At 46.3% G+C, this 17938-nt stretch carries 18 protein-coding genes; 10 read left to right on the top strand and 8 right to left on the bottom strand.

Annotated features, from left to right (window positions below; all coding sequences use genetic code 11):
• Positions 1–77 precede the first annotated feature (77 nt).
• Positions 78–341: a zinc ribbon domain-containing protein gene (locus BMX05_RS12070; RefSeq protein ID WP_395855452.1), complete on the bottom strand. Its 264-nt coding sequence runs from the start codon at positions 339–341 to the stop codon at positions 78–80.
• Positions 342–367: 26 nt separating this feature from the next.
• On the opposite strand from BMX05_RS12070, the gene BMX05_RS12065 reads away from it, so the two are divergent.
• Entirely contained in the window at positions 368–607 is a 240-nt protein-coding gene (locus BMX05_RS12065) for a YheU family protein (RefSeq protein WP_093312502.1), read from the top strand.
• Here the strand turns inward: BMX05_RS12065 and BMX05_RS12060 are convergent.
• On the bottom strand, positions 593–1057 hold the full coding sequence (locus BMX05_RS12060) for a DNA polymerase III subunit chi (RefSeq protein ID WP_177166904.1): 465 nt from the start codon (positions 1055–1057) through the stop codon (positions 593–595). The two genes, BMX05_RS12065 and BMX05_RS12060, sit on opposite strands and share 15 nt — an antisense overlap.
• Before the next feature lie 87 nt (positions 1058–1144).
• Positions 1145–2659, bottom strand: a complete 1515-nt coding sequence (locus tag BMX05_RS12055) for a leucyl aminopeptidase (RefSeq protein WP_093312495.1) — start codon at positions 2657–2659, stop codon at positions 1145–1147.
• A 108-nt stretch (positions 2660–2767) separates the two neighbouring features.
• On the opposite strand from BMX05_RS12055, the gene lptF reads away from it, so the two are divergent.
• The 5 genes from lptF to rdgB all read left to right on the top strand — a co-directional run bounded on the left by lptF (position 2768) and on the right by rdgB (position 7365).
• Positions 2768–3940: an LPS export ABC transporter permease LptF gene (gene lptF / locus BMX05_RS12050; protein ID WP_245710719.1), complete on the top strand. Its 1173-nt coding sequence runs from the start codon at positions 2768–2770 to the stop codon at positions 3938–3940.
• A 66-nt stretch (positions 3941–4006) separates the two neighbouring features.
• Positions 4007–5086: an LPS export ABC transporter permease LptG gene (gene lptG, locus BMX05_RS12045; protein WP_093312493.1), complete on the top strand. Its 1080-nt coding sequence runs from the start codon at positions 4007–4009 to the stop codon at positions 5084–5086.
• 33 nt (positions 5087–5119) lie between these two features.
• Positions 5120–5575: an RDD family protein gene (locus BMX05_RS12040; RefSeq protein ID WP_177166903.1), complete on the top strand. Its 456-nt coding sequence runs from the start codon at positions 5120–5122 to the stop codon at positions 5573–5575.
• A 6-nt stretch (positions 5576–5581) separates the two neighbouring features.
• Complete coding sequence (locus BMX05_RS12035; RefSeq protein WP_093312487.1) at positions 5582–6769, top strand: MFS transporter; 1188 nt, start codon at positions 5582–5584, stop codon at positions 6767–6769.
• Positions 6769–7365, top strand: a complete 597-nt coding sequence (rdgB, locus tag BMX05_RS12030; RefSeq protein ID WP_093312485.1) for an RdgB/HAM1 family non-canonical purine NTP pyrophosphatase — start codon at positions 6769–6771, stop codon at positions 7363–7365. The genes BMX05_RS12035 and rdgB overlap by 1 nt, the downstream gene beginning before the upstream one ends.
• A gap of 152 nt (positions 7366–7517) precedes the next feature.
• Here the strand turns inward: rdgB and BMX05_RS12025 are convergent, their stop codons facing one another.
• Positions 7518–8279, bottom strand: a complete 762-nt coding sequence (locus BMX05_RS12025; protein ID WP_093312482.1) for an exodeoxyribonuclease III — start codon at positions 8277–8279, stop codon at positions 7518–7520.
• A gap of 151 nt (positions 8280–8430) precedes the next feature.
• Here BMX05_RS12025 and pyrE point away from each other — a divergent pair, with 151 nt between their 5' ends.
• Positions 8431–9096 carry an orotate phosphoribosyltransferase gene (gene pyrE / locus BMX05_RS12020; protein ID WP_093312479.1) on the top strand — a complete coding sequence of 222 codons (666 nt, stop codon included), beginning with the start codon at positions 8431–8433 and terminating at the stop codon, positions 9094–9096.
• A gap of 69 nt (positions 9097–9165) precedes the next feature.
• On the top strand, positions 9166–9645 hold the full coding sequence (ybaK, locus tag BMX05_RS12015) for a Cys-tRNA(Pro) deacylase (RefSeq protein ID WP_093312474.1): 480 nt from the start codon (positions 9166–9168) through the stop codon (positions 9643–9645).
• Between the two features lie 108 nt (positions 9646–9753).
• Here ybaK and ppk1 read toward each other — a convergent pair whose 3' ends face one another.
• The 4 genes from ppk1 to BMX05_RS11995 all read right to left on the bottom strand — a co-directional run bounded on the left by ppk1 (position 9754) and on the right by BMX05_RS11995 (position 15402).
• Entirely contained in the window at positions 9754–11952 is a 2199-nt protein-coding gene (gene ppk1 / locus BMX05_RS12010) for a polyphosphate kinase 1 (protein WP_093312470.1), read from the bottom strand.
• A gap of 59 nt (positions 11953–12011) precedes the next feature.
• Complete coding sequence (gene hemB / locus BMX05_RS12005) at positions 12012–13016, bottom strand: porphobilinogen synthase (protein ID WP_395855447.1); 1005 nt, start codon at positions 13014–13016, stop codon at positions 12012–12014.
• Positions 13017–13128: 112 nt separating this feature from the next.
• Positions 13129–14574, bottom strand: a complete 1446-nt coding sequence (locus tag BMX05_RS12000) for a DUF4214 domain-containing protein (RefSeq protein ID WP_093312465.1) — start codon at positions 14572–14574, stop codon at positions 13129–13131.
• Positions 14575–14676: 102 nt separating this feature from the next.
• A complete protein-coding gene (locus BMX05_RS11995; protein ID WP_093312461.1) occupies positions 14677–15402 on the bottom strand; it encodes a YggS family pyridoxal phosphate-dependent enzyme in 726 nt (241 codons plus the stop codon).
• Between the two features lie 143 nt (positions 15403–15545).
• Between BMX05_RS11995 and BMX05_RS11990 the strand changes: the two genes are divergently transcribed.
• Together BMX05_RS11990 and BMX05_RS11985 are read left to right on the top strand one after the other, a co-directional pair.
• Positions 15546–16637, top strand: a complete 1092-nt coding sequence (locus tag BMX05_RS11990) for a GGDEF domain-containing protein (protein WP_093312458.1) — start codon at positions 15546–15548, stop codon at positions 16635–16637.
• A gap of 87 nt (positions 16638–16724) precedes the next feature.
• A complete protein-coding gene (locus BMX05_RS11985) occupies positions 16725–17762 on the top strand; it encodes a type IV pilus twitching motility protein PilT (protein ID WP_093312454.1) in 1038 nt (345 codons plus the stop codon).
• The last annotated feature ends 176 nt before the right edge of the window (positions 17763–17938 follow it).

Below are 17938 nucleotides of genomic sequence, written 5' to 3'. Positions count from 1 at the left end.
TAAAGGAAGGGGATTCCCAATTCATCGAGAACAGGACACGGGGACTGACCCCATGCCACTTACATTCTCTCCAAGGGCTAACACCGCCAGCCCGGATTCTCTCCAAGGGCTAACACCGCCAGCCCGGCGGCTTTAATGTTGGTCGCGGCGTTAATGTCGCGGTCATGGTCTGCGCCACATTCGGGGCAGCGCCATTTCCTGACCGACAACGGCAGCGACGATACGGTATGTCCGCAACCCGAACAGCGTTTGGAGCTGGGGAACCACGGGTCAATGGCGACCAGTGAGCGCCCTGCCCATGCAACCTTGACAATTCGGAGAGGCTTTTGCTTACTGGGCATCTTTTCATGGTGAGGTAACCTTACTTATGTCTGCGATTGAAATTCCTTATCAAACTTTGAGTTCTGAAGCACTCCAAGGCGTATTAGAAGATTTTGTCACTCGCCAAGGATATGACACCACCACCACGGAAGAAAATGTCCAAGATTGGGTGCAGCAAGTACAGCACGCTTTAAAGCGTGGCGAGCTGGTGCTGGTGATGGATACACAAAGCCAAACGCCAACCTTGCTTAAGCGTCAGGATTACCAACAATTAATCAAAAGCTAAAGTATGGGCCACACAGGCAATACCAAGGGCTTGATAAGCTCGCCAACGTTGGCGCTGCGCTTGTACTTGCATTGTTTGCGGAAGATACACAAACTCCACAACTTGGGTAAAAGGTGTGCAGCTTGATACTGGGGCTTGTGCCAGATTGATCAAAACATCATAAGCACAAGGCCAAGAAGCTTGTGTATGTGCCTGCAAAGCAGTCAGCATTAAAGGGGCCTGTGCTTGCATCAGGTTCGCAGGAGTTGTAGCAATCTGGTGTGCTAAAAAACTTGCCTCTGGACATTGCCACAAATACTGATCCCAAAAATCGAGTTGCGTTTCTTCTGCATACAAACACAAACGCAACTTTTGTTGTATTAGTAATTTTTCCACCAGACGGGCAATAAAATACTGAGTTTGCCCAGTGTCCTGTGTATCAAGACGATAAAAAATTGCCCTTTGGCTCATGGTCATCCCTTAGCAAAATGCCTGCCCTAATTAAACAGGGCAGGACAACTTCAATTAGCGTTGCAGCACGTACTAATTTACTGCTTACTAGAGTTGGGCACCTGAGGTGGCAGCATTCGCTTCACAACCGAGAAGATATTGTGTCAGCAAGGCGACAGGACGCCCAGTGGCACCTTTTTGTTTACCACTCATCCAGGCCGTCCCTGCGATATCTAAATGCGCCCAAGGATAGTTTTCTGCAAAACGCGCAAGGAAACAGGCCGCAGTAATGGAACCAGCAGGACGTCCACCAATATTTTGCATATCGGCAAAGTTAGAATCTAACTGCTCTTGGTAATCCTCCCACAAGGGTAAACGCCATGCACGATCATGGGTGTACGTCCCTGCATCTAACAAAGCTTGTGCTAAGGCGTCATTATTGGCGAATAAACCCGTTGCATGGTGACCTAAGGCAATCACACAAGCGCCGGTTAAAGTGGCAATATCGACTACACTCGCGGGTTGATAACGCTCAACATACGTTAAGGCATCACAGAGCACTAAGCGCCCTTCAGCATCCGTATTTAACACTTCTACGGTTTTTCCTGCCAAGGTAGTGACAATATCCCCAGGTTTATTGGCACAGCCAGAAGGCATATTTTCTGCACAAGCGATCACACCCACCAAATTAATTTTAGGGCGCAAGCGCTTGATGACATGCAAGGTGCCTAACACGCTAGCGGCGCCACACATATCAAATTTCATTTCGTCCATAGCTTCACCAGGTTTTAAACTGATGCCGCCTGAATCAAAGGTAATCCCTTTACCAACCAGTACATGAGGTGCTGCATCGGTTTCTGCGGCGCCATAATATTCGACAATCGCCATGCGTGGGGCTTGAGCACTGCCTTTACCCACAGCTAACAAGGAATGCATACCCAGCTCATCCATTTGCGCCTCATCAAGCACAGTCACGCGCATAGGCTCGCACTCTTGCGCAAGTTGTACAGCTTGCTCGGCTAAATAGCTGGGTGTACATAGATTACCTGGTAAATTACCTAGGGTACGGGCGAGGTTGATGCCTTCACCGACCGCTTGGCCAATACGTAAAGCGCCTTGGCAAGTCTCATCATGTACTGGGCCGGTATAAAAGCTTACTTCATGCAGACTTGGTGTATCCTTGGGTTCGCTTTTGCATTGTTGAAAGCGGTACAAGCTAGTCAGTGCAGTTTCAGCAAGGGTGCGTATTTTCCATGCCAGTGGACGTTGGCCCAACTCGATTTGGGTTAAAGCCACAAGCGCATCCGATAGATTGAAAGCGGCTAAAGCATCAAAACCTGCCTTAGCTAAACGACGAAATTTACCTTCATCTAGCTTGTCAAGCTCCCCGCAGCCCACAAGCAAAATACGTTGTGCTTGAATTCCTTGTACCCAAGGCAGCAAGTAAGTTTGTGCTAATTTAGCTTGAAAATCACCGCGTTGCAGAATTTGGCTAATTTGGCCGCCGCTTTGGGCATCTAGGGTTTTGCCTAGTGAACATAGGTGGCCACCTTGGCCAACACCTAACAGGATACAGGCCGTTTCTGCATTTTCTGGTGTATGCGTAAAGAGGTTAAATTCCATAAGAGCCTCGCTAAGTGGTTAGAAAAAAGAGACGAGATAATGCACTGCTTGTTTCTGTATAGAGACTAGAGCCTATCTTCTGGATTGCGTATCCTATAGCCCTTATTGATGACAGTAAAAGCTTACTGGCAATCTCGCTATCGTGTTCGCTTGGGTGTCAGTCCACAAGGAGTCGCCCCCTTGATTTTATTCCGTTATATCACACGTGAAATTTTGCTGACCATGTTTGCCATCACAGGGATTTTACTGCTGATCTTACTTGGTGGGCGCTTTATTCGCTTTTTTAATGCGGCAGCCGCTGGGGAAATCCCTGTCAGTATTATTGGCAGCTTGCTTTTATATCGCTTGCCTTCTTTTTTGGAATTGTTACTGCCTTTAGCTTTTATGTTGGGGGTCTTGCTGGCTTATGGTCGCTTGTATTTAGATAATGAAATGACTGTGTTAAGTGCCTGCGGGGTCAGCGATCAAGGTTTGCTGAAATTCGCTCTCTTACCTGCGAGCTTGGTTGCCCTGATGGTCGCACTGGCGAGTCTCTGGTTAACCCCTTGGGGGCTTGCGCAAGGGGAAGCCCTCTTAAAAGAACAAGCACAGCGTGCTGATTTTTCCGTACTTAATCCCGGGCGCTTCCAAGACTTTTCACAAAACCGTGTTGTGTATGCAGAAGCACTCACAGAAGGCGGCAGCCGAATGCAAGGGGTATTTTTGCATCAGGTGGCAGATCAAGCAGACCAAGCTCCGACGGTGATTCGTGCCCAAAGTGGCTATCAGTATATCGCGCCTGAAACTGGCAGTCGCTACTTGATTTTTGAGCAAGGCGCGCGCTATCAAGGACGCCCAGGTCAAGCAGAGTATCAAGCCTTAACCTTTGATCGTTATGTGGTGCGCATAAGTGAACGCCAAGAGGCAGGGGAGACGCCGAAAGTCAATCTCCTCACAACAAGCGAGTTATTTGCACTGGATCAAGCAGAAGCGATCGCTCAATGGCAATGGCGTCTTTCTATGCCCTTGATGGTGTTTGTGATTTTATTCGCCACAGTACCACTGGCACGCACAGATGCCCGCCAAGGGCGCTTTGGGCGCTTCCTCCCTGCCGTGCTTTTGCATATTAGCTATCTCAGTTTACTGATTGCACTCAATAGCGCACTGGCTAAAGGCAAAATCCCGCCCTATCCCGGTCTTTTTGCGGTGCATGTCGGCTTTTTACTATTAGCCTTGGGACTTAATTGGCGGATGTTTTGGCATGGCAAACGCTGGCGTATGCCTTTTTTCGCATCTCATTAAGCGCGCTTTAACCCTTGAGGTGCTAAACGGCTGGACGCAGTCAATCCGGCGAAGGAGTTTTCGTAAATGCTAAAGAAAATGCCCCTCTATGTGGGGATGCACGTATTGCGCATGACTTTAATGGTCTTGGTAGTGCTTTTGGGGTTAGATTTTATGATCTCCTTTATCGGCGAGCTTGATAACCTCAGTGCAACCTATTCCAGCGTGCAAGCCCTTTTTTATTTAGGGATGCAGTTGCCTATTAAAGCCTATGATTACCTACCTGTAGCAATTTTAGTGGGGATTTTGATTGGTCTGGGTGGTTTAGCCAATGCCAACGAACTGGTTGTTTTAAGGGCTGCGGGAATCTCCTTAACCAAAATTTTATCTTGGGTCTTATACCCCTTATTTGCCTTAATTGTAGCTATGATGCTGATTGGTGAATGGATCATTCCTGAGCTAGAAGAGCGCGCCGAAATTTTTAAAGCGCAAACGCGTTCAGGGGGGGTAGATCTGGCGGTACATGGGGTTTGGCATCGCGAAGGTCAGGATTATTACTACTTTGATGCTTTAGGGGGGGATGGTCTTGTATATGGCGTGGTGCGTTATCGTTTCGATGCACAAGGACGGATGCAAGAATCCCTACATGCGGATAAAGCCTATTATAATCAAGACCATTGGGTCTTAGCAGGCGTGCGTCGTGCACAGATACAAACAGGCCAAGCAGATCAGATGCAAAGAATTGATAGTCGCATTTTGATTAATCTACGTTGGGAAACTGGCCTAACGCCTGAGTTGATGCGTTTATTGCTTCTGGATAACCGACGCTTGTCTTTGCAGGATTTATGGGCATTTGCACAGTTCCGCCAAGCGCAAGGTTTGGATGTCAATGAGCCCATGATGAATTTCTGGCGTAAAGTGCTTTTGCCTATTACCACAGGCAGTCTTATTTTAGTCGGTGCGGCTTTTATTTTTGGCCCTTTACGCTCAGTGGCCGCCAGTACGCGCGTTTTTTATGGGATTGTGACTGGCTTAGTGGTCAAATATGCGCAAGATCTTCTCGGCCCTGCCAGCACCCTTTTTGGTTTTGACCCGATTTGGGCCACTTTAGGCCCCAGCCTCTTATGTATTTTATTTGGACTCGCTTTGTTAAGACGCGTGGCGTGATCTCTCTTTTTGCTGATGTGGAGTAATCTCTGGATGCCTTCGACTTTTATTGCTTATGATGAGGCTGAGCCTGCAGGTTTGGCACGCCGTTGCGGCGGCCTTTTATATGATTTTTTAATTTTAGTGGCTTTGTATATGCTACTTGGTGGCTTAGTGGTCAGCCTAAATCAAGGTGAAGCCCTAGAACAAGCTTGGATCATGCAAGCCCTTCTGATCGCCATTAGCTATGGTTTTTTTGGTTTTTTCTGGCGTCGTTCCGGACAAACCCTCGGCATGTTGGCATGGCGTTTACGTATCGAAACCCATCAAGGACAAGCCATCTCATGGACACAAGTGGGGCTACGTATGCTAGGCGGTTTGCTAGGCCTGTTGTGTTTTGGCTTAGGTTATCTTTGGTTATATTGGGATCCGCATCAAAGGACTTGGTCGGATATCTTGTCCAACACCCGCACTCTAGTACTACCTAAACCAATCAAAAACAAGGAGTAACCCAGGATGGGAATCAATGTTTGGTTGCTAGCTTTTTGTCAAGCTTTGCTAACCACAGGTAATATTCTACTAGTATCAGTGACTGCCTTAATTGGGCAAAGTCTGGCACCTAGCCCAAGCTTAGCCACCTTTCCTGTTGCCATGCAGTTTATTGGTTTAATGTTGGCCACTTTGCCAGCCTCTTTATTGATGCAGAAAATAGGACGTCGTTTAGGGTTTTTGCTTGGTAATAGTATCGGCGTTTTGGGCGCGATACTGGCATGTTATGCTTTATGGCAACAAAGCTTTGCTTTATTTTTTAGTGCCACTTTTCTCCTCGGGATTGCCATTGGCTTTGGCCAACTGTACCGCTTTGCGGCGGTTGAAGCATGTGCGCCAGCTAAAAAAGCACAAGCCATTTCTATTGTGATGGGCGGTGGGGTTTTAGCCGCCTTGCTCGGTCCTTGGTTGGCGGTCCAGTCTAAAGCCTTTATTGATGAACCTGAATTTTTAGGTAGTTTTATTGGCCTGCTTGCCTTGTATATTTTAGCTTTAGTTTTGGTGACCAGCCTAAAATTAGCACCGCCCAGCATGGAAGAAGTGCAGGGGCCACAAAGATCTTGGCCAGAGATTCTCCGTCAACCAGCCCTGATTGCGGCTTTAATTGCGGGCACAATTGGTTACTCTGTGATGGTGCTCGTGATGACAGCGACCCCATTAGCCATGCAAGGCTGTGGCTTTAGTTTTGGAGAAACCGCGTCTGTGATTCAATGGCATGTGCTGGGGATGTTTTTACCCTCCTTTATAACTGGGCATTTGATCAGTCGTTTTGGCACCTATCCTGTGATGTATGCTGGTGGCGTCTGCTTATTGATTTCCGTCGTGATTAACCAAACCGGCTTAAGCTATGCACATTTTTGGTTTGGCTTATTAATGTTGGGGTTAGGCTGGAATTGGATGTTTATTGGTGCCACTCACTTACTCACACAAACATATCAAGCGGCTGAAAAAGGCCGAGTGCAAGCTTTAAACGAGTTTGTCGTTTTTAGCTGTGTGAGCTTAGCGTCAATTTTTGCTGGCTGGCTGGAATTTACCCTTGGTTGGGCAGCTTTAAATCTTTGGATGCTACCTTTGATTGTTTTTGCACTTCTTTTACTAATTTACACGCAAGTTTTAATCAATCAATCTACCTTCTCTAAAGGAGACACAGCCTAATGCAATGGGTGCTTGCAAGTGGTAATCAAGGCAAACTCAAGGAATTTGCTGCAGCCTTAAGTGCATGGAATTGCGAACTCAAACCACAAAGCTTGTGGGATCTTGTACCGGCGGAAGAAACCGGCCTCACCTTCGTGGAAAACGCATTAATTAAAGCACGTCATGCCTGTGAACATACGGGCTTGCCTGCCTTGGCGGATGATTCAGGATTAGAAGTGGATGTGCTGCAAGGGGCACCTGGGATTTATTCCGCGCGTTATGCCGGTGTGGGCGCCAGCGATGCGCAAAATAATGCCCAATTGTTAGATGCTTTAGCGGCATATCCGCAGGAGGAAGCACGCAAAGCACGCTATTGGTGTGTGTTGGTTTTTATGCGTCATGCACAAGATCCCACCCCAATTATCGTACAAGCGGCTTGGGAAGGGCGTATTCTGACACAAGCGCAAGGCGAGGGCGGCTTTGGTTATGACCCTTTATTTTGGGTACCTGAACTTGGCTGCTCAGCGGCACAGCTAAGTTTGCAAGATAAGCAAAAGCTAAGTCATCGCGGCCAAGCCATTCGTTTACTGCAAAACGAATTGGCAGAGCGTTTTTAGCCTAGTCTTTGATAAGGTGTGTTCCCACACAACCAACCCTATCAGCGCGGGGGATTGGTCAAAAGGTTGTGCCGAAAGGTATTGGGTATGTACTCAATATGGGAAGACCAAGCCGCCACTAAACGACTAGAGCCGTTTAGTGGGGGGAGATTTCACAGATTTAAATCATATTCAACGATCAAAGGCGCATGCTCGGAAAATTGTGCGCTTTCATCAATCCAAGCATTTTTGATTTGACGTCTTAAATTGGGACCCACCACTTGATAATCCAAGCGCCAACCAGCTTGCTGAATGCGCGGCTGATCTGCATTAGGCCACCAAGTATAATGGCCTTCATCTCGGTTGAGCTCACGGAAAGTGTCAATAAAGCCTAAAGGCCCAAAAACCTGATCCATCCAAGCACGCTCTTCTGGACGAAAACCAATGCTCTCTTGATTGGCCTCCCAATTGGCTAAATCCAAGGTGCGATGCGCAATATGCCAGCTACCACAAATAATAAATTCACGGCGCTTGCGTCTAAGTTTCTTCAAAAACTCAAGAAACTGCGCCATAAACTCTGTCTTTTCTTGCGGGTTTTCACCGCGTGGCATCAAAAAAGAAGCCACACTGAATTTTTCGTAATCCGCTTGCATAAAGCGCGCGTCACGGTCAGCTAGTTCAAAGCCCAACCCTGTCATAATGGCTTTAGGCATACGTTTACAATAAATGCCGACACCACCAAGGTGCTGGTTTTCGCCATCAAAAAAATAGCCATCATAGCCATCTGGCTGATAAATTGCGTCCGGCAATTGATAGCTTTTTACACCTAGATTTTGTATACAGACCACATCAGCAGCCTGCGCTTGCATCCAATCTAGGAAGCCTTTGTCGACTGCATTGAGCAGCCCACAAACATTCAGGGTAATGATCTTCATGGTAAGCAGTGAGATCCTCTTATCGGCAAGTGCTTATAATATAGGCTCAAAATAGGTTTGGCCACTAGTGTCCACCTAGGTTTGCACACGCGCTTTCAGGCGTATTCTAGCAGCATCAAACAAGCTTGTTGAACTTTTAGAGGAATTGTCTATGTCCGAGGTGAATCTTGCACCCTATCAGGCTGAATTTATTGAATTTGCATTAGCACAAGAGGTCCTAAGTTTCGGGGCTTTTACCTTAAAATCAGGCCGCGTCAGCCCGTATTTTTTTAATGCAGGCCGTTTTCGCACAGGGGGCGCTCTGGCACAATTAGGCCGTTTTTATGCGCAAGCCTTAATCCATTCTGGGGTTGAATTTGATGTCCTTTTTGGACCAGCGTATAAAGGGATTCCGCTAGCCAGTGCTGCAGCTATTGCATTAGCCGACCAGCACCAGCGCGATGTGCCCTATGTTTTTAACCGCAAAGAAATCAAAGATCATGGCGAAGGTGGTCAGCTCGTAGGTGCTGATTTAGTTGGCCGCGTGATGATTTTAGATGATGTGATCACAGCAGGGACAGCCATTGGTGAAGTTATGCAGATTATGGCCGCACATCCGCAGGCCCAAGCAGCAGGCGTACTGATTGCTTTGGACCGACAAGAAAAAGGCAAGGGCGATTTATCCGCTATTCAGGAAGTGCAAGCGCGTTATCAAATCCCTGTGGTGAGCATTATCAACCTCAACCAATTATTAGCCTACATTGAGCAACATCCAGATCTTCAAGTCCATGCACCTGCAATCCGTGAATATCGTCAAGCTTATGGTATTGAAGTTTAATTGACCCTAGATTGGAGAAGGGGCAGTTTTGCCAACTTTTCCAATCTTTTCCCCAAAAGAGGTCACCCGATGACGCCTGCGATCCTACAAGCCCAAAAGGCACAGATAGATTTTAAAATCCACCAATACACGCATGACCCCAATGCAAGCTCTTATGGTTTGGAAGCAGCGCAGGCCTTACAACAAGATCCGCAGCGCGTATTTAAAACCCTAATGGTAGAAGCACAAACGATCGGTTTACTTGTTGCTGTCTTGCCGGTGGCTTATCAGCTCAATCTCAAGGCATTAGCCCGTGCCGCCGGCGTCAAAAAAGTACAAATGGCTGCTAAAGAAGCAGCACAAGTTGCCACCGGCTACCTCGTCGGGGGGATTAGTCCACTGGGGCAAAAAAAGCCTTTGCCTACTTTTATTGATCAAAGTGCGCAACAATGGGCCAGCATTTTTATTAGTGGCGGACGCCGAGGTTTAGAAATTGAAATCGCCGCCCAAGATCTTGCACAACTCACTCAGGCCAGCTTTGCAACTTTGGCAACCGACACTGCCTTATAGAACCTAGTCGGATCGATAGCGTGATCCAAACATTTTAGTTCTGGCACATCGAAAACCCCATCAAGCGACGCCATAAGTTGGGTTAGCCAAGCAACCCAACTTACTTATTCACTTGGCAGATGCATACGCATCAAGCAAGGTTTCTTGCACACTCACTGCCTCGTCGCCAATTTGCGGATGATTCGCAATATAACGGCCATCACTTTGCAAATCCCAACTCTGGCAATTGTCCAGTAAATAGGTTTCCAAGTCTTTACGTACCCGAGCTGCCAATTTAGATTCTAACAAGGGGAAGCAGGTTTCTACACGGCGGAACATATTACGTTCCATAAAGTCCGCACTGGCACAGTAGACTTCCTCAGCACCACGGTTATGGAAATAATACACACGCGTATGCTCAAGAAAACGTCCAATAATCGAACGCACTCGAATATTATCAGAAACACCCGCCAGACCTGGACGCAAGCAGCATTGGCCACGAATAATTAACTCAATTTCCACCCCTGCTTGCGAGGCACGATACAAGGCTTTGATTAATTTAGGCTCGGTCAGCGAATTGCATTTAATAATAATACGGGCTTTTTCACCTTTGCTGGCATGTTCTGCCTCACGCTCAATCATCTCTACCAGACGTTTATGCAAGGTAAAAGGCGCATGGAGTAGCTCTTTAATAGAAAGCATTTTCCCCATGCCGCCTAACTGCTGGAATACCTTATGCACATCGGCACAAAGCACAGGATTGGCGGTTAATAACCCATAATCCGTATAGAGTTTCGCGGTTTTTGCGTGATAATTGCCTGTGCCTAAGTGTGCATAATGCTTGAGCTGGCCTTGTTCACGACGCACAATATGCATCATTTTGGCATGGGTTTTATAGCCTACCACCCCATAAATTACGATGGCACCGGCTTCTTGCAAACGTGAAGCTAACGCTAGGTTATCGGCTTCATCAAAACGGGCGCGCAACTCAATGACCACAGTCACTTCTTTATTATTGCGGGCCGCTTCCACCAAGGCATTGACGATTTCTGAATCCGCCCCAGTACGATACAAGGTTTGCTTGATGGCTAAGACTTCAGGATCTCGTGCCGCCTCGCGCAATAAATCTTCAATCGGGGTAAAAGACTCAAAAGGATGGTGTAGTAAAATATCCCCTTGGCGAATCGCTGCAAATAAACTGCCGCTGCGTTCTCTTAAACTACGGGGTAAGTTCGGGGTAAAAGGGGTATAGTGTAAATCATCGCGCTTGAGCAAGCCCATCACGGCCATCAGACGATTCAAGTTGACAGGGCCATTCACACGATACAGTTCTTCTTCCGCCAGACCAAATTGCTGCAATAAAAAGTAGGCGAGTTCATCTGGGCAATTATCAGCAACTTCCAAACGCACAGCATCCCCATAACGACGCGATAATAATTCGCCACGTAAGGCGCTGGCTAAATCAGACACATCATCTGGATCTACCACTAAATCTGCGTTACGCGTTAAGCGGAATTGGTAACATCCTTTGATTTCCATGCCTGGGAAAAGACGATGTGCATGGGCATGAATCATAGAAGAAAGGAAAACAAAATTATCACCGTCTTCACAAAGTTCGTCCGGAATACGGATCAAGCGTGGTAAAGAACGTGGCGCAGGTAAAATTGCCATGCCGCCTTCACGACCAAAAGCATCCCGCCCTTCTAAGGAAACAATAAAGTTTAAGCTTTTGTTGACTAAGCGCGGAAAAGGATGCGAGGGATCTAAGCCAATCGGACTAATGACAGGTAAAATTTGCTCGCTGAAATATTCAGCCACCCAAGCTTCTTGCGCTTGGGTCCACTGAGAACGACGAATAAAACGTATATTTTGTTCTTCCAACGCGGGAATCAGTACATCATTTAAAATGTGGTATTGACGATCGACTTGCTCATGACATACGCGGGAAATTTCCTGCAACACATCACGTGGACGCATACCATCAATTTCAGGGGTTTCTCGACGAAAAGTGACTTGGCGTTTTAAACCCGCAACCCGGATTTCAAAAAATTCATCGAGGTTGCTGGAAAAAATCAGCAAAAACATTAATCGACTTAATAAAGGGTGATTCGTATCGAGTGCCTGCTCTAATACGCGAATATTAAATTGCAGGTGTGAGAGTTCACGGTTGATATAGTATTCTGGCACATCTAAATCCACCTGTGGTGTGGTTTTGCGACCGCGTACCCCAGTTTTACTATGGCGGTTAATCCGTAAAGTCGCGCGTGAGGCGGCAGTGATTTGCGCAGCATCCGCGCTAGAAAGCAATTCAGAATCAGAAGTATCCATCAATACAATCTCCTATCAACAACAAAAAGTGATCAAGCCACACGCGCGTTTTTTATCTTTTAAGCTTGCAACAGATAGGCGGCTCGTTTAGCAAAATAAGTTAAAATCGCATCAGCCCCTGCGCGCTTAATACATAGCAAGGACTCTAACGTGACCTGAGCTTCATTGAGCCAACCTTGCTCAAAAGCAGCCATATGCATGGCATATTCGCCACTGACTTGATACACCAAAGTGGGCACTTGTAGCTCAGTTTTCACACGATGTACGATATCTAGATAAGGCATCCCAGGCTTAATCATCACCATATCCGCACCTTCGGCAAGATCTAAGGCTACCTCGTGCAAGGCTTCATCCGCATTGGCTGGGTCCATTTGATAAGTCGCTTTATTGCTTTTGCCTAAGTTTGCAGCCGAGCCCACTGCATCGCGGAAAGGCCCATAATAATGCGAGGCATATTTAGCGGAATAAGCAAGAATTTGCGTATTAGTGAGATTTTCTTGCTCTAAAACTTGGCGAATTGCACCAATACGCCCATCCATCATATCCGAAGGCGCAACCACATCAGCACCGGCTTCTGCATGTGAAAGCGCTTGCTTGACCAAAGTTTCTACAGTGCGGTCGTTTAATACATAACCTTGCGTATCGATAATGCCATCTTGGCCATGCGTGGTATAAGGGTCGAGCGCCACATCTGTAATAATGCCTAATTCTGGATGCCGATCTTTCAAAGCCTTGACACAGGTTTGTACTAAACCATTCGCGTTGTAGGCTTCCTCAGCAAATTCCGTTTTTTGCGCTCCTTCTACTACAGGGAACAAAGCAATGGCAGGAATACCTAAATCCACAAGTTCATCTGCTTCTTGTAAAAGCAAATCAACCGATAAGCGCTCAATCCCTGGCATAGACGCAATGCTTTGTCTTTGCTGCTCCCCAGCCAATACGAACACAGGATAAATCAGATCTTCAACGCTCAGGCGGTTTTCACTCATCAAACGGCGCGAAAACGAATGGGCACGCATACGGCGCATACGGGTATGCGGAAATTGACGTTGATTAAACTTCACGCTTTTAAGCTCCTTAGCGATTTCTTCAACTTTGCCTTCTCAACAAGATTGAAGAAACCGTCAGCATTATTGGAAGGATTCTTTACATAGAGATGACAAGCCCAGGATTTGCTTAAATAAACAACTGCCATTCCCCTTGGTTATCAAGATGCACACCGCTGAGTTGATCCGCCGTTAGAGCAATATTTTCAGTTGATTCAGCAAAACGGACTAAAACTTGCGAACGCGGCAACCCTTGCTGCATCACATAAAGCCAGTAAGCTTGGCCATTGGCATCTGGCTCGCGCCCTAGCACATTGTAATAAAGTGCATTGACGAAATATTCGTTACCACTGCTAGGTGGTACTTTTTCGGCAAACTCACTTGAATCTACAAAACCTGTGGCGATTTGGTCGAGGGTATCGCCCCATTCCCAACGATCAATCCAATAATTTAAACCGGCCTGATCTGGTAAACGGTCAAAGGCAGCAAAATATAGACGACTGACACTTAAAGCAGCGTCAATGGTTGCCGTACGAATGGGTGCAGGTTCGTAAGCATCTTCCAGCGTCAGGTAAATATCTCGGCTGGGGAACTGTGCAAGGTAGCTGGCTTCTTGCGCTTGGTTTTCTGTTGAGTTAGCCACTTGTACTAGGCTATTCCACGGCCCTTGCTGAGTGACTTGTTGCACCAGCGCGTTTAATTCACTGCCTGTTGGCGTACGTCCAAGCACTTGTTCAAACAAGGCTTGCGCATAAGCTGTAGATTCTGCATTAGGAAAACGGCTGGCATACGCTTGTGACTGTCCCAAGTTTTCTGCAATGTGCGCTAAGGATTGGCCTTGTTCCCATTGAGAGACCCAAAAATCTACCGTCGGCTGATCTGCGGGCATTTGCCCAGTCACGGCTTGGTAGGTTAGCAGTACAGCATCTTGATCCGCTTGGGTGGCAATGCGGTAACGGGTGTCTGCTTGGAAGGCATCTACGTATTCTGTGACTTCATCCATATACAGATAAAGTTCATCCACAAAAGCATCATGACCAACAGGGAGCACAAGGGTGCTGATTTCCCCTGTCTCACTGTCGACAACCTCAACTTCGGTTCCCAGATCACTCGCAGCAATACTGCCTAAAAACCTTGGCATGGCTTCCACATAATCACGAAATTCCTGATAACTTAGGCTGTACCCTTGGTTATCTGCAATAAAGTGGAACTTCTCAATTTGATAGGTTGGATTACGCCAATCCATCAAGACCACACCATGTCCTGCGCCATAGGTAGTTAACACTAAATGGCGGCCATCGAGCTCGTAGGCTAATTCATAATCAAGCGGCGAGCTAAAACGGATTTGGTCATAAGTATCCTGGCCAGTTTCCAGCACCAAGGTATACCCACTGGTATCAAGAATATAGGTATCTTGGCCACGACCACCGACCAACCAAGCTAATTCCCCCCAACGATTGCCTTCATACATCAAAGTATCATTACCTTGACGACCAAAAAGCACACGCCCATCGGCAGCACTGAGGGTATCTGCATCTTGTGTGCCTGCATGTAGTAAATATTGAGTGTTTGCCATGTATCCTTGCTACTCCAGTTTTGCAAGTCGAATCATTTTGCTCAAGATAGCATAGCCAAGGGTTTGCTAGTATCCGGTGTTGGTTTTTCTCAGCAGGATCTTTTATGCATCACGCGCGCCAAATAAAGCCGTACCAATACGCACCCAAGTGCTGCCTTGTAAAATAGCGGCTTCTAAATCAGAGCTCATACCCATCGAAAGTGTATCCCACGGCCAATGTGAATAGGCTTGTTGTAATTGATGCTGTAAATTCGCTAAACGTGCAAAGGCTTGAGCTTGTATTTCTCTGTCTGTACTCGGCGCAGGGATACACATTAGACCCCGAAGACAAAGCACATCTTGATAAGCTTGTGCAGCTTCAACCAAGGTAGCCACTTCCTCAGGTGCACACCCTGATTTAGAAGCCTCTGCGCTAATGTTCACCTGCAAACAAATCTGCAAGGATTTAGCATGAGTGCGTGCTGCTTGTGCCAAGCCTTTTAAAACTTTAAGACGGTCCACCGAATGAACCCAAGTAAAATGCTGGGCTATCTCACGGGTTTTATTGGACTGAATCGGACCGATAAAATGCCATTCTAACGGTAAATCTTGCAGCTCAGCTTGTTTCGCAAGTGCCTCCTGTACATAGTTTTCTCCAAAAGCGATGATAGGTTGCGCCGATACTTGGCAACTTGCTTGATAGAGTGCACGTATCGCCTGTGCAGACTGGCGTTTACTGACAGCTAATAAGTGCACACTTTGTGGATCACGTTGTGCTTGTCTAGCCGCTTGTGCAATGCGTGCTTGCACAGACGTTAATGATGCGATTAATGGTTCACTGGAATGCATATTATTTTATTCCTCGGATCAAATAAGATGAGATCAACCTCGAACTGATGCACACAACAGGGTATTCTCACCACTTTACACCTATATATTGAAAGTGTGCATATCAGCTCGCAATCAAAGTGATAGACTAAGGATGGGTTCTAATGCCATTACATCAGCAGTTAAAATCCAGCATTGATTATATTCTTGGGGATAAAAAAGATCCCTTTCGTTATACCCATCATGCGATGTTAATTTTTGCTGCTTTAGCACATTTTAGTGGCGGCATTTTTAACTACTGTTTTAGTGTAACTCCTACTTCTTATGCACTTTACCTTATCGCTATTTCTTTATTCATTTTGGGCCTGTGGTATTTCTCAAGGTTTCATCATTTATTCACCTTGATGGCTGTACTGTTTAACCTACTTATTGCGCTGGTTAACCTGCCTTTAAATTGGTTTTTTAATGCAGGTTCGGATGGCGGCACCTTGATGATTTATTTAATTGGTTTTTTATACTCAGCTGTCATTTTTCATGAGCATCCTCGATGGCGTTTTATTATTCCTGTTATTTTTGCTTGTATGCCATGCTTTTTAATTTTGTTAGAAATTAGTTATCCTGAACTTTTATACCCTTATCCTTCTTTAGAAATTAAACAACTTGACTTATTTTTTTCCTATATTTTATCTGGTGTTTGTTTGCTTTTTTTACTAGAAGTTTATGGACGTCGTTTCCAATTAGAGCGTGATCGTGCTCAACAGCTTGCAGAAGCACTGCGTTTTATGGCTGAGCGTGACAACCTAACCCACTTGTATAATCGTCATAGCTTACAAAAATATTTTGCCCACTGGCAAAATAAACACGCTGATTTTTGGTTGTGTATTTTTGATTTAGATTTTTTTAAACAAGTTAATGATCAACACGGTCATGCCTATGGCGATTATGTTTTGCGCACTTTTGCCGCTGCCTTAGCACAAGTGGCTGATCAATACAAAGGCATTGCCGGTCGGCATGGGGGGGAAGAATTTGTCCTTTTAGTGCCCCCAAGCCTTGGTCATCGTCCACCACAAGCCGTGCAAGATTTACGGGTTCTGGTTGCCCATTTAGATTTGGCCAAAGGCGCGATTACTTTTAGTGGTGGTTGTGTACGGGTTGCTTGGCAAGAATCTTTAGATACAGCTTTACACCGTGCAGATCAACTCTTATATCAAGCCAAAGCGCGCGGACGCGACCAAGTTCTCTATCAAGCTAACTGATAGCTAGGCACTTTTTCTAGTAAACTAGATCGCCATTCCCTAGGATAAGTCACTTACTTTTCACTTACTTGCTATAGGCCCGATCTGATGGATATTACCGAACTCTTAGCCTTTTGCGTGAAACAAGGCGCTTCAGATTTACATTTATCGGCAGATTTGCCTCCGATGATTCGGGTCGATGGGGATATTAAACGCATCAATGTCCCAGCCATGAAGCATAAAGAAGTACATGGTTTGATTTATGACATTATGAATGACAAGCAAAGGCGTGATTACGAAGAGTTTTTAGAAACTGATTTCTCTTTTGAATTACCCAATGTTGCTCGTTTTCGTGTCAACGCCTTCAATCACAACCGAGGTGCGGGCGCAGTTTTCCGTACCATCCCCAGTAAAGTATTGACGATGGATCAACTTGGGCTAGGCTCTGTCTTTAAACGCCTTGCCCTGATTCCACGTGGTTTAGTGTTAGTCACAGGCCCTACAGGCTCGGGTAAATCGACAACCTTGGCGGCTATGCTAGATTACGTCAATGAAAACCTCTATAGCCATGTTTTAACCATTGAAGATCCTATCGAGTTTGTCCATACCAGCAAAAAATGTTTGGTCAATCAGCGTGAAGTGCATAGAGATACCTTGGGTTTTTCCGAAGCTTTGCGTTCTGCCCTACGTGAGGACCCAGATATTATCCTAGTTGGGGAAATGCGTGATTTAGAAACCATCCGTCTTGCACTGACTGCTGCAGAAACTGGACACACGGTTTTTGGCACGCTACACACGACCAGTGCCGCCAAAACGATTGATCGGATTGTGGATGTTTTCCCTGCAGAAGAAAAATCCATGGTGCGTTCTATGCTGTCTGAATCTTTACAAGGTGTAATTTCACAAACGCTGATGAAAAAAGTAGGCGGTGGGCGCATCGCTGCGCATGAAATTATGATAGGTACTCCTGCTATTCGTAACTTGATTCGTGAAGATAAAATTGCGCAGATGTATTCATCGATTCAGACCGGCAGCCAATATGGTATGCAAACTATGGACCAGTGCTTAAAACGTTTAGTATCCGACGGTTTAGTTGAGAAAGACATTGCCCGCGAAAAAGCCAAAACTCCAGAACTTTTTAACTAGGCATATCAAGCTTTGACTGCTCCCCTCCCTAAAGGAAGGGGATTCCCAATTCATCGAGAACAGGACACGGGGACTGACCCCATGCCACTTACATTCTCTCCAAGGGCTAACACCGCCAGCCCAGCGGCTTTAATGTTGGTCGCGGCGTTAATGTCGCGGTCATGGTCTGCGCCACA

This window comes from Allopseudospirillum japonicum, from assembly GCF_900108915.1.
Lineage (GTDB): Bacteria > Pseudomonadota > Gammaproteobacteria > Pseudomonadales > Halomonadaceae > Pseudospirillum > Pseudospirillum japonicum.
This window is presented reverse-complemented; position numbering and strand designations above follow the sequence as displayed.